At 68.5% G+C, this 20,758-nt stretch carries 18 protein-coding genes and 1 tRNA gene; 9 read left to right on the plus strand and 10 right to left on the minus strand.

Translation table 11 applies throughout. From position 1 onward, the window contains the following. Positions 1-9: 9 nt before the first annotated feature. Entirely contained in the window at positions 10-1,137 is a 1,128-nt protein-coding gene (locus tag HUW46_RS19645; RefSeq protein WP_254126339.1) for a site-specific integrase, read from the plus strand. 58 nt (positions 1,138-1,195) lie between these two features. On the opposite strand, the gene HUW46_RS19650 is transcribed toward HUW46_RS19645, so the two are convergent. From HUW46_RS19650 to dnaA, 9 genes are all read right to left on the minus strand, one after another. Continuing rightward, positions 1,196-1,269, minus strand: a tRNA-Ile gene (locus tag HUW46_RS19650). Positions 1,270-1,319: 50 nt separating this feature from the next. Further along, positions 1,320-1,985: a DUF3566 domain-containing protein gene (locus tag HUW46_RS19655; protein ID WP_215548660.1), complete on the minus strand. Its 666-nt coding sequence runs from the start codon at positions 1,983-1,985 to the stop codon at positions 1,320-1,322. A 32-nt stretch (positions 1,986-2,017) separates the two neighbouring features. Then, entirely contained in the window at positions 2,018-4,576 is a 2,559-nt protein-coding gene (gene gyrA, locus HUW46_RS19660; RefSeq protein ID WP_254126341.1) for a DNA gyrase subunit A, read from the minus strand. A gap of 57 nt (positions 4,577-4,633) precedes the next feature. Further along, positions 4,634-6,604, minus strand: a complete 1,971-nt coding sequence (gene gyrB, locus HUW46_RS19665) for a DNA topoisomerase (ATP-hydrolyzing) subunit B (protein WP_215548661.1) — start codon at positions 6,602-6,604, stop codon at positions 4,634-4,636. 173 nt (positions 6,605-6,777) lie between these two features. Then, entirely contained in the window at positions 6,778-7,467 is a 690-nt protein-coding gene (locus tag HUW46_RS19670) for a DciA family protein (protein ID WP_305860856.1), read from the minus strand. A 142-nt stretch (positions 7,468-7,609) separates the two neighbouring features. After that, the gene (gene recF, locus HUW46_RS19675; protein WP_215548662.1) at positions 7,610-8,767 is read right to left on the minus strand and encodes a DNA replication/repair protein RecF; all 1,158 of its coding nucleotides are present in this window, start codon (positions 8,765-8,767) and stop codon (positions 7,610-7,612) included. 9 nt (positions 8,768-8,776) lie between these two features. Further along, entirely contained in the window at positions 8,777-9,667 is an 891-nt protein-coding gene (gnd, locus tag HUW46_RS19680; RefSeq protein WP_215548663.1) for a phosphogluconate dehydrogenase (NAD(+)-dependent, decarboxylating), read from the minus strand. Between the two features lie 53 nt (positions 9,668-9,720). Continuing rightward, complete coding sequence (gene dnaN / locus HUW46_RS19685) at positions 9,721-10,854, minus strand: DNA polymerase III subunit beta (RefSeq protein ID WP_215548664.1); 1,134 nt, start codon at positions 10,852-10,854, stop codon at positions 9,721-9,723. A gap of 880 nt (positions 10,855-11,734) precedes the next feature. Next, the gene (gene dnaA, locus HUW46_RS19690; RefSeq protein WP_215548665.1) at positions 11,735-13,375 is read right to left on the minus strand and encodes a chromosomal replication initiator protein DnaA; all 1,641 of its coding nucleotides are present in this window, start codon (positions 13,373-13,375) and stop codon (positions 11,735-11,737) included. A 650-nt stretch (positions 13,376-14,025) separates the two neighbouring features. On the opposite strand from dnaA, the gene rpmH reads away from it, so the two are divergent. The 8 genes from rpmH to HUW46_RS19730 all read left to right on the plus strand — a co-directional run bounded on the left by rpmH (position 14,026) and on the right by HUW46_RS19730 (position 19,699). Next, on the plus strand, positions 14,026-14,169 hold the full coding sequence (gene rpmH, locus HUW46_RS19695) for a 50S ribosomal protein L34 (protein ID WP_215548666.1): 144 nt from the start codon (positions 14,026-14,028) through the stop codon (positions 14,167-14,169). Positions 14,170-14,192: 23 nt separating this feature from the next. Further along, the gene (gene rnpA / locus HUW46_RS19700) at positions 14,193-14,633 is read left to right on the plus strand and encodes a ribonuclease P protein component (RefSeq protein ID WP_215548667.1); all 441 of its coding nucleotides are present in this window, start codon (positions 14,193-14,195) and stop codon (positions 14,631-14,633) included. Continuing rightward, a complete protein-coding gene (gene yidD, locus HUW46_RS19705) occupies positions 14,630-14,947 on the plus strand; it encodes a membrane protein insertion efficiency factor YidD (RefSeq protein ID WP_254126342.1) in 318 nt (105 codons plus the stop codon). The genes rnpA and yidD overlap by 4 nt, the downstream gene beginning before the upstream one ends. Positions 14,948-14,951: 4 nt before the next feature. Further along, positions 14,952-16,127, plus strand: coding sequence for a membrane protein insertase YidC (gene yidC, locus HUW46_RS19710; RefSeq protein WP_215548668.1), 1,176 nt, complete (start codon positions 14,952-14,954; stop codon positions 16,125-16,127). Between the two features lie 31 nt (positions 16,128-16,158). Continuing rightward, positions 16,159-16,716, plus strand: coding sequence for a Jag family protein (locus HUW46_RS19715; RefSeq protein ID WP_215548669.1), 558 nt, complete (start codon positions 16,159-16,161; stop codon positions 16,714-16,716). A gap of 209 nt (positions 16,717-16,925) precedes the next feature. Then, positions 16,926-17,636: a 16S rRNA (guanine(527)-N(7))-methyltransferase RsmG gene (gene rsmG, locus HUW46_RS19720; protein WP_215548670.1), complete on the plus strand. Its 711-nt coding sequence runs from the start codon at positions 16,926-16,928 to the stop codon at positions 17,634-17,636. Between the two features lie 144 nt (positions 17,637-17,780). After that, positions 17,781-18,701 carry a ParA family protein gene (locus HUW46_RS19725; RefSeq protein ID WP_215548671.1) on the plus strand — a complete coding sequence of 307 codons (921 nt, stop codon included), beginning with the start codon at positions 17,781-17,783 and terminating at the stop codon, positions 18,699-18,701. Continuing rightward, positions 18,698-19,699 (plus strand): ParB/RepB/Spo0J family partition protein, encoded by a 1,002-nt coding sequence (locus HUW46_RS19730; RefSeq protein ID WP_215548672.1) that lies wholly within the window; start codon positions 18,698-18,700, stop codon positions 19,697-19,699. Before HUW46_RS19725 ends, HUW46_RS19730 begins: the two co-directional genes overlap by 4 nt. 80 nt (positions 19,700-19,779) lie before the next feature. Here HUW46_RS19730 and HUW46_RS19735 read toward each other — a convergent pair whose 3' ends face one another. Continuing rightward, positions 19,780-20,730: a D-alanine--D-alanine ligase family protein gene (locus HUW46_RS19735; RefSeq protein ID WP_215548673.1), complete on the minus strand. Its 951-nt coding sequence runs from the start codon at positions 20,728-20,730 to the stop codon at positions 19,780-19,782. Positions 20,731-20,758 lie beyond the last annotated feature (28 nt).

Here is a 20,758-nt window from a genome sequence, read left to right on the forward strand (position 1 = left end):
ATTGGCGAAGTGACGGTCGGGTACACCCCATCGGGGAAACGACGCACCCGGAAAGTCAGCGACCCGTCGAAGACGGAGGCCAAAACGAAGCTGGACGCCCTCCGTCGTGAAATCGAGGATGAGGGAACTGCCGCCGCCGGTGGCTACTCGGTGGAACGTGCGGTGAGGGACTGGCTTCGTCACGGGCTCAATGGTCGTGCTGAGGGAACGGTTGCGAAGCTGACCACTCTTGCCGAACAGCACGTAATTCCGGCGCTGGGTGCTCGCCTACTTCGCGACCCGCGCAACCGAAACGAACTCACCCCTGACGACGTGGATTCCTGGCTCGAAGAGAAGGCGGAAGTGCTCGCCACGCGGACGCTTCAGGATCTACGTGCGATCTTGCGCCGCTCGATTCACCGCGCACAGAAGCGAGACAAGGTGAAACGGAACGTCGCACTGCTCTGCGATGAGTTGCCGATCGGGCAGGAAGGACGGCCGTCGAAAGCGCTCATGCTGGCGCAAGCGGAAGCCGTGCTTGCGGCGGCAGAAGCGGACGACTCTACCTACGGCGAATACATCGTGGTATCGCTGCTCACCGGTGCTCGCACAGAGGAAGCGCGGCCCCTGGAATGGGACCTGGTGGACCTGTCCGGCGATCCCGATGCGAACCCGCCGGTTCCGCCACACATTGACGTATGGCGATCGGTTCGGATGGGCGGCGACACGAAGACCAGGAAGTCTCGGCGGTCCCTCGCATTGGCTCAACGAGGCATCGATGCCTTGAGGAGACAGCACGCTCGACAGCGGATCCAGCGGGAGGCCGCCGGGGCCCGCTGGCAAGAACACGGGCTGGTGTTCGCGTCCGATGTCGGGACCGAATTGGACGCCGCGAACGTCCGCCGCGGCGTTCGGCGCATCCTGGGGGCCGCAGGGCTCAATCCGAACGAATGGACGCCGCGTGAGCTACGTCATAGCTTCGTGTCGCTACTCTCCGACAGCGGGGTGCCGATCGACCAGATTGCGCTCCTGGTTGGCCACACCGGCACCACCGTCACGGAGCAGGTCTACCGCCACCAGATCCGGCCGACGCTCCTGCATGGCGCGCTGGCAATGGACCGGATCTTCCCGATTCCAGGAGAGACAGTCACCCAGTAAGTCACCCCGGACAAAAATCAAGGCCGGTGCGCGTGCTGCGCACCGGCCTTGACCTGCGTGGGCCCACCAGGACTTGAACCTGGGACCTCTTCGTTATCAGCGAAGCGCTCTAACCGCCTGAGCTATGGGCCCGTGGAACGAGAAGAAGAATACAGGGCGGGTTCACCGCCCTGTCCACCGGGTTACTCCCGCTCCGAAAGGGTCACTTCGAGGCCGCCCGCGAGGTCCGCGGACACGTTGTAGATGAAGGCGCTGACGGTGGCCAGTGCCGACACGAGGACGATGTTGATGGCGCCGAGGATGGCCGCGATGCCGAACACGCGTCCGGCGCTGATCAGCTGGTCAGAGGGCGCGTTGCCGCCTTCGCCGGAGACGAGTGACGAGTAGGTGCCGTTCAGTTTGTCCCACACGCCCATGCCGTCGAGCACGGTGTAGAGCACGCCGACGGCGACGAGCCACACGAAGAACATCGCGACGCCGAGGACGAGGGACAGCTTCAGCACCGACCAGGGGTCGAACCGTTTGATCTGCAGGCTGGCGCGGCGGGGTCCGCGGCCGGGCCTGCGCAGCGCGGTCGGTGCCGGGCGCTTCGCCTTGCCTTCGGCGCGGGGTTCGTCGTCGACGGCGGACGCCTCGCCGAAGAGGCGGGGTGCCGCGGTGCCGGTGACGACCGGCTGCTCGCCCGCGTTCGCCGGCGCGCCCGACCACCCGTCGGTGCCGAGTCCGCCGGGTGCCGCGCCGTTGCCCACCCCCGCTTCGGTGTCCTTGCCGAGGCGCTGCCACGGTGGCGTGTCCGCACCGGCCGCACTGGTCGATCCGCCCCGTTCGGGGTTCTCCGGTGGTGTCACGAACTCCTCAGTCCCTTACCTGTGCCGGCGAGCTACTGCTGCGCCGGTGCCTCGCTGTCGTCGCTGTTGTCCCGGTCGTCTGCGCTTTCACCGGTGGTGTCGTCGGTACCGGTGCTGCCATTAGCGACGTCCGAAGGTTCGTCCGCGTTGCGTGCGACCGCGAGAAGGGTGGTTCCCTCCCCGAGGTTCATCAGCCGGACTCCCTTGGTCTGCCGTCCCGCCTTGCGCACCTGCTCGGCCGGTGTCCTGATGACTCCGCCGCTCGAGGTGATGGCGTAGAGCTCGTCGTCGATGTCGACGATGAGCGCCCCCACCAGCCTGCCACGTTTGCGGTCGTGCTGAATGGTCAGCACGCCCTTGCCGCCGCGGCCCTGCACCGGGTAGTCCTCGATGGGCGTGCGCTTTGCGTAGCCGCCGTCGGTGGCGACCAGCAGGAACTTGTCCTCGGCGACGACGCTGATGCCGAGCAGTTCGTCGCCGTCGTTGAACCGCATGCCGAGCACGCCGGAGGTGGCGCGGCCCATCGGGCGCAGCGCTTCGTCGGAGGCGTGGAAGCGGATGGACTGGCCTTCCGACGACACCAGCAGGAGGTCCTGCTCGGCGGAGGCGAGCACGGCGCCGACCAGTTCGTCGCCTTCGCGCAGGTTGACGCCGATGAGCCCGCCGGAGCGGTTGGAGTCGAAGTCGGTGAGCTTGGTCTTCTTCACCAGCCCGCGCCGGGTGGCGAGCACGAGGTACGGCGCGACCTCGTAGTTGCGGATCTGGATGACGCTGGCGATCTGCTCGTCGGGCTGGAACGCGAGCAGGTTCGCGACGTGCTGCCCGCGCGCGTTCCGGTTGGCCTCCGGCAGGTCGTACGCCTTGGCCCGGTACACGCGGCCCTTGTTCGTGAAGAACAGGATCCAGTCGTGCGTCGAGCAGACGAAGAAGTGCTGGACGATGTCGTCCTGTTTGAGGGTCGCGCCCTGCACGCCCTTGCCGCCGCGCCGCTGCGAACGGTAGAGATCGGTCTTCGTCCGCTTGGCGTACCCGGTGCGGGTGATGGTGACCACGACGTCCTCGACCGCGATGAGGTCCTCGACGGACACCTCGCCGTTGAACGGGATGATCTTGGTGCGCCGGTCGTCGCCGTGCTTCTCGACGATCTCCATCAGCTCGTCGCGGACGATGTTCCGCTGCCGCTCCGGCTTTTCGAGGATGTCCTTCAGATCGGCGATCTCCAGCTCGATCTCGGCCAGTTCGTCGATGATGCGCTGGCGTTCCAACGCGGCGAGGCGGCGCAGCTGCATGTCGAGGATCGCGGTGGCCTGCTCGGCGTCGATCTCGAGCAGCTCCATCAGCGCGGGGCGCGCTTCCTCCGCGGACGGCGAGCGGCGGATCAGGGCGATGACCTCGTCGAGCGCGTCGAGCGCCTTGACCAGGCCGCGCAGGATGTGGGCCCGTTCCTCGGCCTTGCGCAGCAGGTACCTGGTGCGCCGGACGATGACCTCGATCTGGTGCTTGACGTAGTGCCGGATGATCTGGTCGAGCCGCAGCGTGCGGGGCACGCCGTCGACCAGCGCCAGCATGTTGACGCCGAAGTTGTACTGAAGCTGGGTGTGCTTGTAGAGGTTGTTCAGCACGACCTTCGCGACCGCGTCCCGCTTGAGCGTGACGACGATGCGCATCCCGCTGCGGCTGTTGGACTCGTCGGCGATGTCGGCGATACCGGTGAGCTTGGCGTCGCGGACGAGGTTCGCGATGTTCTCCACCAGGTTGTCCGGGTTGACCTGGAAGGGCAGCTCGGTGACGACCAGGATGGTGCGGCCCTTGGCGTCCTCTTCGACCTCGACGACCGCGCGCATGCGCACGGAGCCGCGGCCGGTGCGGTAGGCGTCTTCGATCCCGGAGGTGCCGAGGATCAAGCCCTTGGTCGGGAAGTCGGGGCCCTTGATCCGCTGCAGCAGCGCCGCGAGGAGTTCCTCGTCGGTGGATTCGGGGTTCTCCAGCGCCCAGACGACGCCTTCGGCGACCTCGCGCAGGTTGTGCGGCGGGATGTTGGTCGCCATCCCGACCGCGATCCCGGAGCCGCCGTTGACCAGCAGGTTCGGGAACCGCGCCGGCAGGACGTCCGGTTCCTGGGTGCGGCCGTCGTAGTTGTCGGAGAAGTCGACGGTGTCCTTGTCGATGTCCGCCAGCATCGACATCGCCAGCGGCGCGAGGCGCGCCTCGGTGTACCGCATCGCGGCCGCGGGGTCGTTACCGGACGACCCGAAGTTGCCCTGCCCGTCGATCAGCGGGTAGCGCATCGACCACGGCTGGGCGAGCCGCACGAGGGTGTCGTAGATCGACGAGTCGCCGTGCGGGTGGTAGTTGCCCATGACGTCGCCGACCACGCGCGAGCACTTGTTGTACCCGCGGTCCGGCCGGAAGCCGGAGTCGTACATCGAGTAGACGATGCGGCGCTGCACCGGCTTGAGGCCGTCGCGGACGTCGGGCAGCGCGCGCGAAACGATCACGCTCATCGCGTAGTCGATGTAGGAGCGCTGCATCTCGTGCTGGATGTCGACCGGTTCGACGCGGTCGTGGTCGGGAGGCAAGGTTTCCGTCATGAACAGGATCCTTCTGCTGTGGACAGTCCGTTGTGGACAGAAGTGGCCGGGGGCTGACTACACGTCCAGGAAACGAACGTCCTTGGCGTTGCGGGTGATGAACGAGCGGCGGGCTTCCACGTCCTCGCCCATCAGCACGGAGAACAGCTCGTCCGCGGTGGCCGCGTCGTCGAGGGTCACCTGGCCGAGGAGGCGGTTCGCCGGGTCCATCGTGGTTTCCCACAGCTCGTCGGAGTTCATCTCGCCGAGACCCTTGTACCGCTGGATCGCGTCGTCCTTCGGCAGCTTCCGGCCCGCTTCGACACCGGCCTGGATCAGCGCGTCGCGCTCGCGGTCGGAGTAGGCGTACTCGGGTTCGGACCGCGGCCACTTGATCTTGTACAGCGGCGGGCGCGAGAGGAACACGTGCCCGTGCTCGATCAGCGGCCGCATGAAGCGGAACAGCAGGGTCAGCAGCAGCGTGGTGATGTGCTGGCCGTCGACGTCGGCGTCGGCCATCAGCACGATCTTGTGGTACCGGATCTTGGAGACGTCGAAGTCGTCGTGGATCCCGGTGCCGAGCGCGGTGATCAGCGACTGCACCTCGGTGTTCTTGAGCACGCGGTCGATGCGCGCCTTCTCCACGTTGATGATCTTGCCGCGGATCGGCAGGATCGCCTGGAACATGGAGTCCCGGCCCTCCTTGGCCGAACCGCCAGCGGAGTCACCCTCGACGATGTAGAGCTCGCACTCCTCGGGGTTCGTCGAGCGGCAGTCCTTCAGCTTGCCCGGCAGGCCGCCGATGTCGAGCGCGCCCTTGCGCCGCACCAGATCGCGCGCGCGCCGCGCGGCCATGCGCGCCTGCGCGGAGGACACCGCCTTGTTGATGATCGTCTTGGCCTCGCTGGGGTTCCGCTCGAACCAGTCCGCGAGCCATTCGTTGGTCTTGCTCTGCACGAAGGACTTCGCCTCGCTGTTGCCCAGCTTGGTCTTCGTCTGCCCTTCGAACTGCGGCTCGGCGAGCTTGATCGAGACGATCGCGGCGAGGCCCTCGCGCACGTCCTCGCCGGAGAGGTTGTCGTCCTTCTCCTTCAGGAGCTTCTTGTCCTTGGCGTAGACGTTGACGACGCGGGTGAGCGCGGCGCGGAAGCCTTCTTCGTGCGTACCGCCCTCGTGCGTGTTGATCGTGTTGGCGAAGGTGTACACCGACGGCGTGAACGAGTTGTTCCACTGCATCGCGACCTCGACCTCGAGGCCGTCGCCCTTGGCGTCGAAGGAAATGACGCTCGCGTGGATCGGGTCCTTGCTGCCGTTGATATGCCGGACGAAGTCTTCGAGCCCGCCGGGATAGTGGTAGACGCGCTCCTTCACGCGCGCCTGCTGACCGCCCGCGTCCTCCTCCGTCTCCTCTTCCGCGACGCGCTCGTCGCGAAGGGTGATCGAGAGGCCCTTGTTGAGGAACGCCATTTCCTGCAGGCGCCTGGCGACGGTCTCGGCGTTGTAGGTGGTGGTCTCGAAGATGGTCGGGTCGGCCCAGAAGGTGACCGTGGTGCCGGTCTTCGTGGTGCTGCCCTGCTCGGCGATCGGCGCGACCGGCTCGGACATCTGGTAGGTCTGCGTCCAGATCTTGCCGCGGAGGTGGATCTCCACGTCGAGCCGCGTGGACAGCGCGTTGACCACCGAGACGCCGACGCCGTGCAGGCCGCCGGACACCGCGTAGGACTCGCCGTCGAACTTGCCGCCCGCGTGCAGCTGGGTGAGCACGACCTCGAGGGTCGGCTTGTTCTCCACCGGGTGCATGTCGACCGGGATGCCGCGGCCGTCGTCGACGACGCGGACGCCGCCGTCGGCGAGCAGCGTGACCTCGACCTTGGTGGCGTACCCCGCCATGGCCTCGTCCACCGCGTTGTCGACGACCTCCCAGATAAGGTGGTGGAGGCCGCGTTCACCGGTCGAACCGATGTACATACCGGGGCGCTTGCGTACCGCTTCAAGGCCCTTGAGCACGGTGATGGACGATGCGCCGTAGTCGTTCGAGTTAGCTGTCACCGGCCTGATATCTCCTCGTCTTGCCCAAGGGAAATCCTCGGTCCTCTACATCCTACTTGGCCGCGTTCGCTCACATGCGGCAAGGACACCCCTGGTTTCGTCACAGGCGCACGAAATCGACCCGGTCCGGGTCGGGTTGTAGCTGAGCGTCAGGTCGGGGCGCCTGGGGGAACTCACCCGTAGGTGTCGCGCGGACCCCGCCCCGGCACATGGCGCAGCCCCTTACGCCAGCTGGGGGCGGTCGGGCCGTGGATCCGCATGCGCTTGACGACGCCGTGGCCGACCCCTGCCGCGATCTTCGCGATGAGCTGCCCCTGCAGCAACCTGAGCTGCGTCGCCCAGGCGGTGGAGCTGGCGCGGACGGTCAGTTCGCCGTCCTTGAGCGCCACCGGCTGCGCGTGCTCGGCGACCTCTTCGCCGACGAGCCTTGCCCACTGGCCGAACACCTGGCCGTTCGCGAGCCGGGTGTTCCAGCCGCGGTCGACCGCGATGCGGGAGGCGATCCGGCCGAGCGGCTGCGGGTCGCGGAGATCGGATCCGGGGCCGGACCAGCGGCGGCGGCGCGGGTTCTGGGTGGCGCCGCCCGCACCGGCGGGGCGGGTCTTGCGGGCGCCGGGTGCGGCACCGCGCGCGCTCGCCTTGTCCCGCGCTGCTTGGAGCGCGGCGCGGGCGAGGTCGCGGCCGGACTGCGGCTGGCCCTGGGGAGAGTTGCCCCCACCGGTCGCCGGGCCGGTCCCGTTCGGACCAGCGGGATTCTCACGCTCAGTGTCCGCCTGGGGGGTACCTCCGGCGGGTTCGCCCGCGTGAGGGGTAGTGGACCGCCCATTCGGCCGTTCGGTCACGCCGGGCGATAACGCGTTCACGGTGTTATCCACACTATCCACAGAGTTGTCCCCAGATCGGTGGGTAAATGATGTGGCGCCGGTCACCCCGCGTGCCCGACTTGATCTTGGCGCGCCCGATACGCCGCTCTCACCAGGCGATTTCGGGTCCAGCGGGTGATCGTCAAACACGGGTGACCTCACCTTCGGCGACGGCGAACCGGACACCGGTGAGCTCTTCGGGCACGTCTTCGTCCACCGCGGCCGTCACCAGCACCTGTTCGGCACCGGCCGCCACCTCGGCCAGGCGTGCCCGCCTCCGGCGGTCCAGCTCGGCGAACACGTCGTCGAGCAGGAGCACCGGTTCACCGGCTTCCGCACGGAGGAGCTCGTAAGACCCTAACCGCAGGGCGAGCGCGAACGACCACGACTCACCGTGGCTCGCGTACCCCTTCGCGGGCGCCTCGCCGAGCACCAGGTCGAGCTCGTCGCGGTGCGGTCCGACCAGGCTGATCCCGCGTTCCAGCTCCGACTGCCGTGCCGCGCCCATCGCCTCGAGCAGGACTTCGGTCAGTTTCTCGATGTCCGCGCGCTCGCCGCCCGCGACGCCGTACCCGTCCGGTAACGCGGCACCGAGGCTCGACCGGTAGCCGATCTCCGCCGGTCGCGAGTCCGGGGCGACGCCCGCGTAGGCGGCCGACGTGTGCGGCCCGAGATCGGCGACCAGGTCGAGCCGCGCCGCGAGGAGCTGCGCGCCCGCGGTCGCGAGGTGGTTGTCCCACACGTCGAGCGTGGACAGCGCGTACGGATCCTCCTTGCCGGTGCCCTTGCGCTTTCCCGCCGTCTTGAGCAGGGCGTTCCGCTGCTTGAGCACCTTTTCGTAGTCGGCGCGGACACCCGCGTACCGAGGCGCGCGCAGCACGAGCAGTTCGTCGAGGAAGCGGCGCCGCTCACCGGGATCGCCGCGCACGAGCGCCAGGTCCTCCGGGGAGAACAGCACCGTGCGCAGGATCCCGAGCACGTCGCGCGGCCTGCCAACCGCGCCCCGGTTCACCCGCGCGCGGTTCGCCCTGCCGGGGGTGATCTCGAGTTCGACGGTCAGCTCGCGATCGGCGTTGACCACCGCGGCCCGCACCAGCGCGCGCTCGCACCCGTGCCTGACCAGCGGGGCGTCCGTGGCGACCCGGTGCGAACCGAGCGTCGCGAGATAGCCGATCGCTTCGAGCAGGTTGGTCTTGCCCCGGCCGTTCTGGCCGACGAGCACGGTGGGACCGGGTTCCAGCGGCAGGTCCGCGTGCCCCCACGAGCGGAAGTCGGTGACCTGCAGATGGCGGAGATACACGCCTGGCGCCTAGCCGCCGGCCTTCTTGACGGCGTGCCCGCCGAACTGGTTGCGCAGCGCCGCGACCGCGCGCATCGCGGCGGAGTGCTCCTGGCGCGAGGCGAACCTGGCGAACAGCGCGGCCGAGATGACCGGCGCGGGCACCGCGTTGTTGATGGCCTCTTCCAGCGTCCACCGGCCTTCGCCGGAATCCTCGACGTAGCCTTCGAGGTCGTCGAGCTCCGGGTCTTCGTCGAGCGCGCGGACCAGCAGGTCGAGCAGCCAGGACCGGACGACGGTGCCGCGCTGCCAGCCCTTGATCACGGCAGGCACGTTCTCGACGATCTTCGACGCTTCCATCAGCTCGAAGCCCTCGGCGAAGGCCTGCATCATGCCGTACTCGATGCCGTTGTGGATCATCTTCGCGTAGTGGCCGGACCCGACCGAGCCCGCGTGCGAGAACCCTTCTTCGCGCGGCCCCTCCGGGCGCAGCGCGTCGAAGATCGGCATCGCGCGCTCGACGTCGGCCGCGGTGCCGCCGACCATCAGGCCGTACCCGTTGTCCTTGCCCCACACCCCACCGGACACGCCGACGTCGAGGTAGCCGACGTTCTTCGCGGCGAGCAGCTCCGAGTTGATCTTGTCGTCGGTGTACTTCGAGTTGCCGCCGTCGATCACCACGTCGCCTTCGGCGAGCAGCTCGCCGAGTTCGATGATGGTCTGCCTGGTCGGGTCCCCTGCGGGCACCATCACCCAGACGACACGGGGGCCGTTCAGTTTGGACACCATGTCCTCGAGCGACGTCGAGTCGCTGACCTCGGCGTTGCGGTCGTAGCCGACCACCTCGTGCCCGGCGGCGCGCAGCCGCTCGCGCATGTTGAAGCCCATTTTGCCGAGGCCGACGAGTCCCAGCTGAACCATGGAATTCCCCTAACGGATCGTGCTTCGAAACGAGTTCGTGTGATGGCGCCGGGTCAGCCGGGCAGGCGCACCGGCATCAGCAGGTAGAGGTACCCGGGCACCGCGTTGCCCTCCTCGTCGGCGGGCTTCAGCAGCGCCGGGCGGTTCGGGGTGGTGAAGGTCAGCTCCGCGCGGTCGGCGTGCAGCGCGCCGAGCCCGTCGACGAGGTAGCCGGGGTTGAAGGCGATCGTCACCGGGTCGCCCTCGTACTGAACCTGCAGTTCTTCCTCGGCGCTGCCTTCGTCGTCGCCACCGGCCGAGAGCCGGAGCGTGCCGTCGGCGAACTCCAGCCGCACCTGGGTACCGCGCTCGGCGACCAGCGAAACGCGCTTGATCGACTCGGCGAGCGCGGACACCTCGATGACGGCGCGCGAAGTGTGCGAGTCGGGCAGCAGCCTGCGGTACGGCGGGAACTCCGCGTCGAGGAGCCGGGTCGTGGTCGAGCGGCCGGAACCGGAAAGGCCGAGCAGCCCCTCGCCGCTGGCCAGTGCGAGCGAAACGGTGGCGCCGCTCGCGCCGAGCGACTTGGCCGCCTCGGCGAGCGTGCGGGCCGGGACGAGCACCGCGGCGTCCTCGAGCCCTTCGGCTGGCTTCCACTCGAACTCGCGCATGGCGAGCCGGAAGCGGTCGGTGGCGACGAGGGTGAGCGAGGAGCCCGAGATCTCGAGCCGCATACCGGTGAGCATCGGGAGCGTGTCGTCCTTGCCCGCGGCGACGGCGACCTGGGTGACCGCCTGGCCGAACGCGTCGCCGGTCAGCTCACCGGCGTGGGCGGGCTGGCTCGGCAGCTGCGGGTAGTCCTCGACCGGCATGGTCGGCAGGCTGAACCGGGCGCTGCCGCAGGTGATGGACGCGCGGGCGCCGTCGACGGAGATCTCGACCGGCTGCGCGGGCAGCGACTTGGTGATGTCCGCGAGGAGCCTGCCGGAGACCAGCATGCGGCCGCCGTCGGCGATCGTCGCGGCGACCCCGACGGTCGCGGAAACCTCGTAGTCGAACCCGGAAACGGTCAGTGCGTCGGTGGCGCCGTCCGACCCGGCATCGAGCAGCACGCCGCCCAGCACCGGTACCGGTGGCCTGGACGGGAGGCTGCGAGCCACCCACGCGACGGCGTCGGCCAGCCCGTCGCGCTCGACGCGGATCTTCATGTGCCCATCCTTTCGACAGCCGAGGGCTGCTCGGCTCGTGAAGGTCGGCAAACGGCCCCGGCGCGCACGCTGGAGTGCAGGCGCCGGAGAACTCGCCGGTGTGGTGTGGCCCGGGTGCCGATGTCGCCAACGACGAACGGACCTGGTGTGGCCACCCACGTTAGAACGTGACCGCCACCCGCGTCATCCGGGCCCGCCCATCGACATGTCGACAAGACGACCACCGTGTCCGAGCTGTCCCCAGATCCACAGCTCGCTTGTTTTTCTTTAAGAACTCTTCTTGGAAGAACTAAGGGCAGTGACAGTAATAAGCGTTGTGGGTTGTGTGGACATCCCCTGTCGTCGCAGCTTGGACGGTGCGGCGTCCTGTGGACATCCGGGGCGGTGAACCCGTGGACAAACTCGGCGGCCCGTGGAGAACTTCGGGCGTCCCCGAAACCGTCCACACCCATCCACAGTTGTCCCCACAGTTGTCCCCAGTTGTGGGTCGACCTGTGCCCAGGTTGTACCGGTGTCCACACGCGCCGAAACCCGGAAAGAGCGTGACGTGGATCGCTCTCTTGAGTGATGCGAGCGCGCGGATTTCCTTGCTTCACAAGCGCTTCGCGCCCTCTCGCGCGTCTCGTCGACGTCGCGCGCGGCTGCACCGGGTAAGCGATCGAGGCGGTTTTCGTTGCGACGAGGGAAGGTCGAGACGCCTTCTCGCGGCTTTCCCCGCGCGCCAAGGAATCCGGCCGGTCGTCGTTCGCTCACCGCGGGCGACGCCGATCGCCGGTGTCCGAAGTGGATGGACGCGGCGCTCGGTACGGAGCGCTCGCGGGCGCGTACGAAAAAGGGGCCGCCGGAGGTACCGGCGGCCCCGAAGAAAAGGACAGGTGCTTCAGCGCGCGCGCTGTTTGATGCGCGAGGTCAGTTCCTGGACCTGGTCGTAGATCCGGCGGCGCTCGGCCATCTCCTTGCGGATCTTCTTGTCCGCGTGCATCACCGTGGTGTGGTCGCGGCCGCCGAAGGTCTGCCCGATCTTCGGCAGCGACATGTCGGTCAGCTCGCGGCAGAGGTACATCGCGATCTGGCGGGCGGTGGCGAGCGCCTTCGTCTTACCGGGGCCGCAGAGGTCGTCGAGCGTCACGTCGAAGAAGTCCGCGGTGGCGCCCATGATCGCCGAGGCGCTGATCTCCGGCGCCTGCGAATCGGGGATCAGGTCGCGCAGCACTATCTCCGCGAGCCCGACATCGACCGGCTGCTGGTTCAGCGACGCGAACGCGGTGACGCGGATGAGCGCGCCTTCGAGCTCGCGGATGTTGGCCGCGATGCGCGCCGCGATGAACTCCAGCACCTCGCCCGGCACGGCGAGCCTGTCCTGGCCCGCCTTCTTGCGGAGGATCGCGATGCGCGTCTCGAGCTCGGGCGGCTGGATGTCGGTGATCAGTCCCCACTCGAACCGCGTGCGCAACCGGTCTTCGAGCGTCTCCAGCCGTTTCGGCGGCCGGTCGGAGGAGACCACGATCTGCTTGTTCGTGTTGTGCAGCGTGTTGAAGGTGTGGAAGAACTCCTCCTGGGTCCCTTCCTTGCCTTCCAGGAACTGGATGTCGTCGACGAGGAGGATGTCGATGTCGCGGTAGCGGCGCTGGAAGGCGACCTTGCGGTCGTCGCGCAGCGAGTTGATGAAGTCGTTCGTGAACTCTTCGGTCGACACGTACCGCACGCGCATCCCGGGGAAGAGCCGCTGGGCGTAGTGCCCGACCGCGTGCAGCAGGTGCGTCTTGCCCAGCCCGGACTCGCCCCAGATGAACAACGGGTTGTAGGCACGCGAAGGGGCTTCGGCGACGGCGAACGCGGCGGCGTGCGCGAAGCGGTTCGAGGCGCCGATGACGAACGTGTCGAAGTTGTACTTCTCGTTCAGGCGCGTCTTCGAAGTCTGCGGCTGCGCGGGCGCGGTGTAGGGCTGCCCCGCGATCGGCTGCCCGGAGAACATCGGCCAGATGTCCTGCGCGGCGGCGAGCGCTTCGCCTTCCTCGTCCACTTCTTCGTCGGCGCTGTCCCGCTCGGTGCCCTCCGGTGGGGCGGGATGCGGGGCGCGGTCGTCGCGCGGGGGCTCCGGCGCCGGCTGGACCGGGCGGGCGCGCCGCGCGGGCGGGAGCACGCCGTCGTCGATGGGCGGCATCTTCGGCGGTTCACCGGTGGCGGGACGGCCGCCGTTTTCCACCCTCGTGGGTGACGACTGGTACACCGGCGGAGGACCGGGCGGCGGGCTCGGCTCGGACGCGTCGACCTTCACCGCGAGGGACACGGCCCGGCCGAGGCGGCGGGACAGCGCGTGGGTGATCGGCTCGCGCAGCGCGCGCTCGATGGCTTCCTTGGCGAAGTCGCTGGGGGCGGCGAGCAGTGCGGTGCCGTCGAGCAGGCCGATGGGACGCGTCACCCGCATCCACGCCCGCTGCTGCGGCGACAGCGTGCCGTTGGAGAGCTCCTTGACGACCTGCTCCCACACGACACCCAGATTGATCTGGTGCTCCGACACCTGGTCCGCTCCCCTCCCCCTGGTCTTCCCGGCGGGCCACGACGTCTGTTCGCCCGACCCGCTCGCACTCCCGGTGGCGGTGAACCTCACCCCGCCGAACCGTGAACCGACTCCATCGAGCGGACATACCACCATGCCCGGTCACCGCGTGCAGCGGGTATCCACATAGTTGTCCACAACTGTGCACTAATTTACGGCGACCCGCAGCCACTCCCACCGCGGGTGCAACCTACGCCAGGCGGAGCCTCCACACCCTCCGGCGGCGGCACCGAGCACCACGGACGGGTGACTCGGGAAGAGGCACGGTAACAAGCCCGGTGCGCTGCCACAAGGCGCCCTTCGGGGCAAGCATTCCACGGGGGGCGGCGTGTCGCCAATCGGTCCCGTGGCGTGCGCCCGAGCTGGTCGCCGTCCGTGTTCGAGGGGGTCGGTTCCGATGCCCGGCGGGCGGGTGCGTACCCTCGTAAGGTCTCCCGTTCGAAGCGGGTGCCCTTCGCGTGCCCGGGTTCCTCGGCACGAAAGTGTGCTCCCGTCCCTCGTCCGTGTGACGGCAGGAGACACCACAGACCTGGCGTGCGCCAGCACGACACGCCTGAACGCGGCAGCAGCCACTTGCCGGGTTCGCACCGACACACAGGAGAAGTTGAGCCGTGAGCAAGGGTAAGCGCACCTTCCAGCCGAACAACCGCCGACGCGCGCGGACCCACGGGTTCCGGCTGCGGATGCGCACGCGCGCCGGCAGGGCGATCGTCGCGGGCCGCCGTCGCAAGGGCCGCGAGAAGCTCTCCGCCTGATCCCGGCGTCGGCGAGGCGCGGCATGCTTCCGGCCGCCGCACGACTGCGGCGCAGCGAGGACTTCCGCCTGGTGATGCGGCGGGGCACTCGCGCCGGGCGCCGTCGTCTCGTCGTCCATGCGTTGACCACGAACCCGTCCGGTCCCGACGAGGGCACCAGGGCGGGTTTCGTGGTGAGCAAGGCCGTCGGCAATTCGGTGGTGCGCCACCGGGTCAGCAGGCGGTTGCGCCACCTCGTCGCCGACCGGCTCGGAACGGTTCCGGCTGGCAGCGCGTTGGTAGTGCGGGCATTACCGCCCGCCGCGTCCGCTTCGAGCCACGAGCTCGGCGCGGATCTCGACGCCGCGTTGCGCCGGTTGGGCCTGCTGCCCGCACACGGCAGCACGCCGGAGCACGGGCGCCCCGGCGGCGGCAGTGGCGTCTTCGGAAGCAGTGCCAGCGAACAAGACGGATCAGCGGTGTGAACGGAAAGCAGGCGGCCACCAGCGAACGGCCCACGGGTGCGACCCGGCCGGGCCCGGTCGCTTGGGTCCTGTTGCTGCCCATCCGGTTCTACCGCAAAGCCATCTCCCCCTTCTTGCCACCGGCTTGCCGGTTCTACCCCAGCTGCAGCGCGTACGCGGTCGAAGCACTGACGCGGCACGGCGCGGCGAAGGGTACGTACCTGGCGTTGCGCCGGTTGCTCCGCTGTGGCCCGTGGACACCGCCGGGCCGCGATCCGGTGCCCGAGCGGTTCAGCTGGCGCCACCAGAAACCTGGTTCACCAACCGAGGAGTAGCTCAGTGCTCGACTTCATCTACTACACGGTGTCCTTCATCTTGTGGTGCTGGCACAAGTTGTTCGGGTTCATCTTCGGGGAGTCCACGGCCATTTCGTGGATCCTCGGCATCATCTTCCTGACGTTCACCGTCCGCGGCATCATGTTCAAGCCGTTCGTGAACCAGGTCCGGTCGATGAAGAAGATGCAGGACTTCGCGCCGGAGCTGAAGAAGGTCCAGAAGAAGTACGCCAACGACAAGGCGCGCCAGGCGCAGGAGATGCAGAAGCTCCAGCGCGAACACGGCGTCAACCCGCTCGGCAGCTGCCTGCCGATGCTCCTGCAGATCCCGGTGTTCATCGGTCTGAACTGGGTGCTCCGCGCGTTCACCCACAAGCCGGAGGGCGGCGGCCCGAAGACCGAGAACTACTTCTTCGGCCAGCACGACGTCGAGTCCTACGTCAACGCGAAGCTGTTCGGCGTCAACCTCGGCGAAGCGATCCACAACGGTGTGAGCGTCGTCGGCGGCAGCGGCGACACGGGCTGGCACTGGAACGTGGCACCGGTCGCCGTCCCGCTGATGATCGTCGCGGCGATCGCCACGCACCTGACCGCCCGCCACTCGGTGGCGCGGCAGAACGCGGCTTCGGCCACGCCGCAGACCGCGATCATGAACAAGCTCACCATGTACATCTTCCCGCTCGGTGTGCTGGTCTTCGGTGCGCTCTTCCCGCTCGGCCTGCTCTTCTACTGGCTCGCCAACAACGGCTGGACCCTGATGCAGCAGCGCCTCGTCTACACCAGGATCGACAAGGAAGAGGAAGCGAAGAAGGCGGAGGCCATCGAGAAGCGCAGCGCGCTCGGCCCGAAGCCCGGACAGAAGCCGCAGGTCGGTCAGAAGCCCGCGCCGGGGCAGAAGCCCTCGCAGCCGAAGAAGCCCGCCGCCAGCGGTGGCAACAAAGGCAAGGCAGGCTCCCCGCACCGCTTCGCCGAGCAGCCGAAGAGGCAGAACCAGCCGAAGGCCGGCGCCAAGCCGTCGAACCAGAAGGCGCAGCCGAAGACCCCGTCGAAGCCGGACGCGACGAAGAACGGCGCGTCGGACGACAAGAACTCGGAGCAGAAGAGCTCGAACGAGAACGGCACGGGTGTTCCCGGCCTGACCACCGACTCAACGAAGAAGCAGGGCCGGAAGCGTCGCTGACGCCGCCCGAGGCCTGAGAGGAGACCAGAGAATGTCGGAGACGGTCGAAGCGATCGACACCGAGCAGGACAAGGTGGAGGACGCGGTCGAGGAGCAGGACGAGAAGAAGTCCGGTGACGATGTGCTCGTCCAGGAGGGCGACATCGCGGGCGACTACCTCGAGCGCCTGCTGGATCTGCTGGACTACGACGGCGACATCGACCTCGACGTGGAGGCGGGCCGCGCGATCGTGAGCATCGACGGCGGTGACGATCTCGAGAAGCTGGTGGGCACCCGCGGCACGGTGCTGGAGGCGCTGCAGGAGCTGACCCGTCTCGCGGTGCAGCAGGAGACCGGCACCCGGAGCCGCCTGATGCTGGACATCGCGGGCTGGCGCGCGGACCGCCGCGAGGAGCTTCGCGAGCTCGGCAAGTCGACCGCGGAGTCGGTGGTGTCCTCCGGCGAGCGGGTTCGCCTGCAGCCGATGAGCCCGTTCGAGCGGAAGGTCGTGCACGACGCGGTCGCCGCCGTGGACGGTGCGCAGAGCGAGAGCGAGGGCGAAGACCCGAAGCGCCGCGTGGTCGTCTTCCCCTCGGGGGCGACGGAGTAGTCGAACGCAGTCGCGGAGCGCGGCCCCACCGAACTCGGCGGGGCCGCGCTTTTTTTGCGCGCCGAGTTTCACGTGAAGCCCGATCCGGCTCACCCACGCGTCCGGGTTTCACGTGAAACGCGCATGGCGTCCCGTGCCCGATCTCGCCGTCGGGGACAATCGACGGAGTCGCCGTTTCACGTGAAACGGCCGAGTCGTGAGGAGCGCGCGTGGAAGAGGTCGACGGCAGCACCGGAGTCCCGGAGGCGGCGGCGAAGGTGTTCGGCGACGGACTCGACCTCGCTCGCCGGTTCGCCGGGCTCCTGGAGCGCCACGGGGTCGAGCGCGGGTTGATCGGCCCTCGGGAAGTCGACCGGCTGTGGGATCGTCACCTGCTGAACTCGGCCGTGATCGCGGAGCAGATCCCGCACGGGGCGCGGGTGATCGACGTCGGTTCCGGGGCGGGCTTCCCCGGCGTCCCGCTGTCGATCGCGCGCCCCGATCTGGACGTCGTGCTGATCGAACCGATGGCCCGCCGGGCGGACTGGCTGGCCGAAGTGGTCGACGCACTCGATCTTTCGGCCCAAGTGGTACGCGGTCGCGCGGAGGAAAAGGCGGTGCGCGAAGATGTACCCGCGGCGGACGTGGTCACCTCCCGTGCGGTCGCTCCCCTGGCTCGTCTCGCCGGCTGGTGCCTTCCGCTGACCCGGCAAGGGGGCGTGATGCTCGCGCTCAAGGGCAGCAGCGTGCGGGATGAGATCACCCGCGATCTCGACGCCGTGAAGAAGGCGGGCGGCGCGACCCCGTCCGTGCACGAATGCGGCGCCGGTCTGCTCGACACCCCGACGACCGTGGTGAAGGTGGAACGCACTCGTCCGGTGAAGTCCGGTGGCCCGCGTCGCCGCGCGGGCGGGACGACCAAATCGAAACGCGCGAGATGACAAGATGACGGCCAGCTACCGACGGCGGAGAGGGAAGCCGATCAGTATGGAACGACGCATGTTCCACGTGAAACGGCGCGGAGCCAGCGCCCCCGGAGCAACTGAAGCCTCGATCGAGACCTCGAACAAGGGAAGGCGGAACCGGTGACCCCTCCAAAGCCAGAGACCAGCCAGGACATCGGCTGGACCCCGATCGCCGAAGAGGCGGAGCGGGCGGCCAAGGTGCTGCACCCCGAAGACAACACGCTCCCCCGTCCCACGCATCGCCGCGTGCTCACGGTCGCGAACCAGAAGGGCGGCGTCGGCAAGACCACGAGCGCGGTCAACCTCGCGGCCGCGCTCGCCGTCCACGGGCTGCGGACACTCGTGATCGACCTCGACCCGCAGGGCAACGCCAGCACCGCGCTCAACGTGGAGCACCGGTCTGGGACGCCCTCCGTCTACGAGGTCCTCCTCGGCGAGGTTTCACTCGCCGAGGCGGCCGCGGTCAGCGAGCAGTCGCCGAACCTGCTGTGCGTGCCCGCCACCATCGACCTCGCCGGCTCCGAGATCGAACTCGTCTCGATGAGCTCCCGGGAGTCCCGGTTGAAGGAGGCGCTGTCCGCGGAGGCGTTCGACGAGCTCGGGGTCGACTACGTCTTCATCGACTGCCCGCCGTCGCTCGGGCTGCTGACGGTCAACGCGATGGTGGCCGCGCAGGAGGTGCTCATCCCGATCCAGTGCGAGTACTACGCGCTGGAAGGTCTCGGGCAGCTGCTGAGCAACATCGAGCTCGTCCAGCAGCACCTGAACCCGACGCTCGCGGTCTCCACGATCCTCCTGACGATGTACGACGGCCGCACCAAACTCGCCGACCAGGTGACCCAGGAGGTCCGCAACCACTTCGGCGACGTCGTGCTGAAGACCGTCATCCCCCGGAGCGTGAAGGTCTCGGAGGCACCCGGGTACGGCCAGACCGTGCTCGCGTACGACCCCGGTTCCCGTGGTGCCATGAGCTACATGGACGCGGCCAAGGAGGTCGCCGAACGCGGCGCCGAAAAAGGAGTGCGAGGTGAGTTGTCGTGACGCCGGAACGGAGAGGCGGGCTCGGACGCGGGCTCGCGGCCCTCATTCCGACGGGCCCGGCCAACGGTGAGACCGTCACGGTCGAGAAGGGCGCTGAAGGAGAGTCGCCGAAGGAAGGCGACAAGGGCTGGTTCCATGCCAACGGCTCGGTGAACGTCGCGGGCGGCGAGGTGGCGGGCGCGGTCTACCGCGAGGTGCCGGTCAGCGCGATCAAGCCGAACCCGAAGCAGCCGAGACAGGTCTTCGACGAGGACGCGCTGTCCGAGCTGGAGCACTCGATCCGCGAGTTCGGCCTCATGCAGCCGATCGTGGTCCGGGAGCTGCCGAACGACGAGTACGAGCTCGTCATGGGCGAGCGGCGGCTGCGCGCCTCGCAGCAGGCGGAGCTGGCGGCGATCCCGGCGATCGTGCGGCAGACCGCCGACGAGGCGATGCTGCGCGACGCGTTGCTCGAGAACATCCACCGCGTGCAGCTGAACCCGCTCGAAGAAGCGGCCGCCTACCAACAGCTCCTCGACGAGTTCGAGGTGACCCACGAGGAGCTGGCCGGCCGGATCGGGCGCAGCAGGCCGGTCATCACGAACACGATCCGGTTGCTGAAGCTACCCCTCCCCGTGCAGCGGCGGGTGGCCGCCGGGGTCCTTTCCGCGGGGCACGCGCGCGCCTTGCTGTCGTTGGAGGACGCCGACGCTCAGGAAGAGCTCGCGATGCGCATCGTCGCGGAGGGGCTTTCGGTGCGGGCGACCGAAGAAGCGGTGACGCTCAAGAAGAGCGAAGCGCCGGCGAAGGCGAAGCCCCAGCCGCGCAAGCCGATCCAGGCACCGGGTCTGCAGGAGCTCGCCACTCGCCTCTCGGACACCTTCGACACCCGGGTGAAGGTCGATCTCGGGCGCCGGAAGGGACGCATCGTGGTCGAGTTCGGCTCCGTCGACGATCTTGAGCGGATCGTCGCGCTAATGGACCCGAACAAGACAAATCCGGCACAGGAAACCGATTAGGGATCACCCCAAGGCCTTTCGTCACGGTGATGATTGCCGTGCGATGACCCTGGGCTACGGAAAGTGATTACGGAGAGGGGTCAGTGCGTGCGGCTGATCGCGCGGTCGACGAGCGCGGCGAACACCGCGCCGAGTGAGTCGCCGGACGCCTCCACCGCCATCGGCACCGTGGAGGTCTCGGTCAGCCCCGGCGACAGACCCACTTCGAGGAACACGGCCGTGCCGTCGGCGGTGATGATCGCATCGGTGCGCGAGATGTCGCGAAGCCCGAGCAACCGGTGCGCGCCGATCGCGAGATCGCCGACCGCTTTCGCGGCTGCCTCGGAGATGCGGGCCGGGGCGAAGAAGTCGGTCAGCCCGGCGGTGTACCGCGCGGTGTAGTCGTAGACACCGCTCTCCGGAACGATCTCGACGGCGGGGAGCGCGACCGGTTCGCCATCGCGCTCGATCACCGTGACGGCCACTTCCACGCCGTCGACGAACCGCTCGGCGAGAACCGTGTCGCCGTAGGCGAAGCAGCCGACCATCGCCGCGGGCAGTTCCGCGGCGTCGCGGACCACCTGGGTGCCGAGCGCCGAGCCGCCCTGGTCCGGCTTGAGGATCAGGGGCAGCCCCAGCCGCTCGACGATCGCGTCGAGCACCGGCTGCGCGCCCAATTCGCGGAACGTGCTGTGCGGCAGCACCACCCAGTCCGGCGTGGTGAACCCGGCGTCGGCGATGAGCGCCTTCGAGATCGGCTTGTCCCATGCGCGGCGGCAGCCGTGGGAGGACGTGCCGACGTAGGGCACCCCCAGCATTTCGAGCACCGTCTGGACCGAGCCGTTCTCGCCCTCACCGCCGTGCAGCGCGACAACGGCGGCGTCGGGCCGGTTCGTGCGCAGGCGGTCGAGCAGACCCGCGTCGGTGTCCCATTCCTCGACGCTCAGCCCCTGTTCGCGCAGGGCGGCGGACAGCCTGCGCCCGGAGCGCAGGGAAATGTCGCGCTCGTGCGAAAGCCCGCCAGCGAGGACGGCAACGGTGCGTTCGGCCACGCCGGAACTCCTTGAGTGTCTACAGTGG

Origin of the sequence: Amycolatopsis sp. CA-230715 (genome assembly GCF_018736145.1) — a bacterium.
Classification (GTDB): Bacteria; Actinomycetota; Actinomycetes; order Mycobacteriales; family Pseudonocardiaceae; genus Amycolatopsis.

Bases quoted from the DNA above. Each gene is read 5' to 3' on its own strand.
- gyrA (WP_254126341.1), bottom strand. From the start codon at position 4,576: ATGACGGAAACCTTGCCTCCCGACCACGACCGCGTCGAACCGGTCGAC.
- gnd (WP_215548663.1), bottom strand. From the start codon at position 9,667: ATGGTTCAGCTGGGACTCGTCGGCCTCGGCAAAATGGGCTTCAACATG.
- dnaN (WP_215548664.1), bottom strand. From the start codon at position 10,854: ATGAAGATCCGCGTCGAGCGCGACGGGCTGGCCGACGCCGTCGCGTGG.
- rnpA (WP_215548667.1), top strand. From the start codon at position 14,193: ATGCTTCCGGCCGCCGCACGACTGCGGCGCAGCGAGGACTTCCGCCTG.
- HUW46_RS19715 (WP_215548669.1), top strand. From the start codon at position 16,159: ATGTCGGAGACGGTCGAAGCGATCGACACCGAGCAGGACAAGGTGGAG.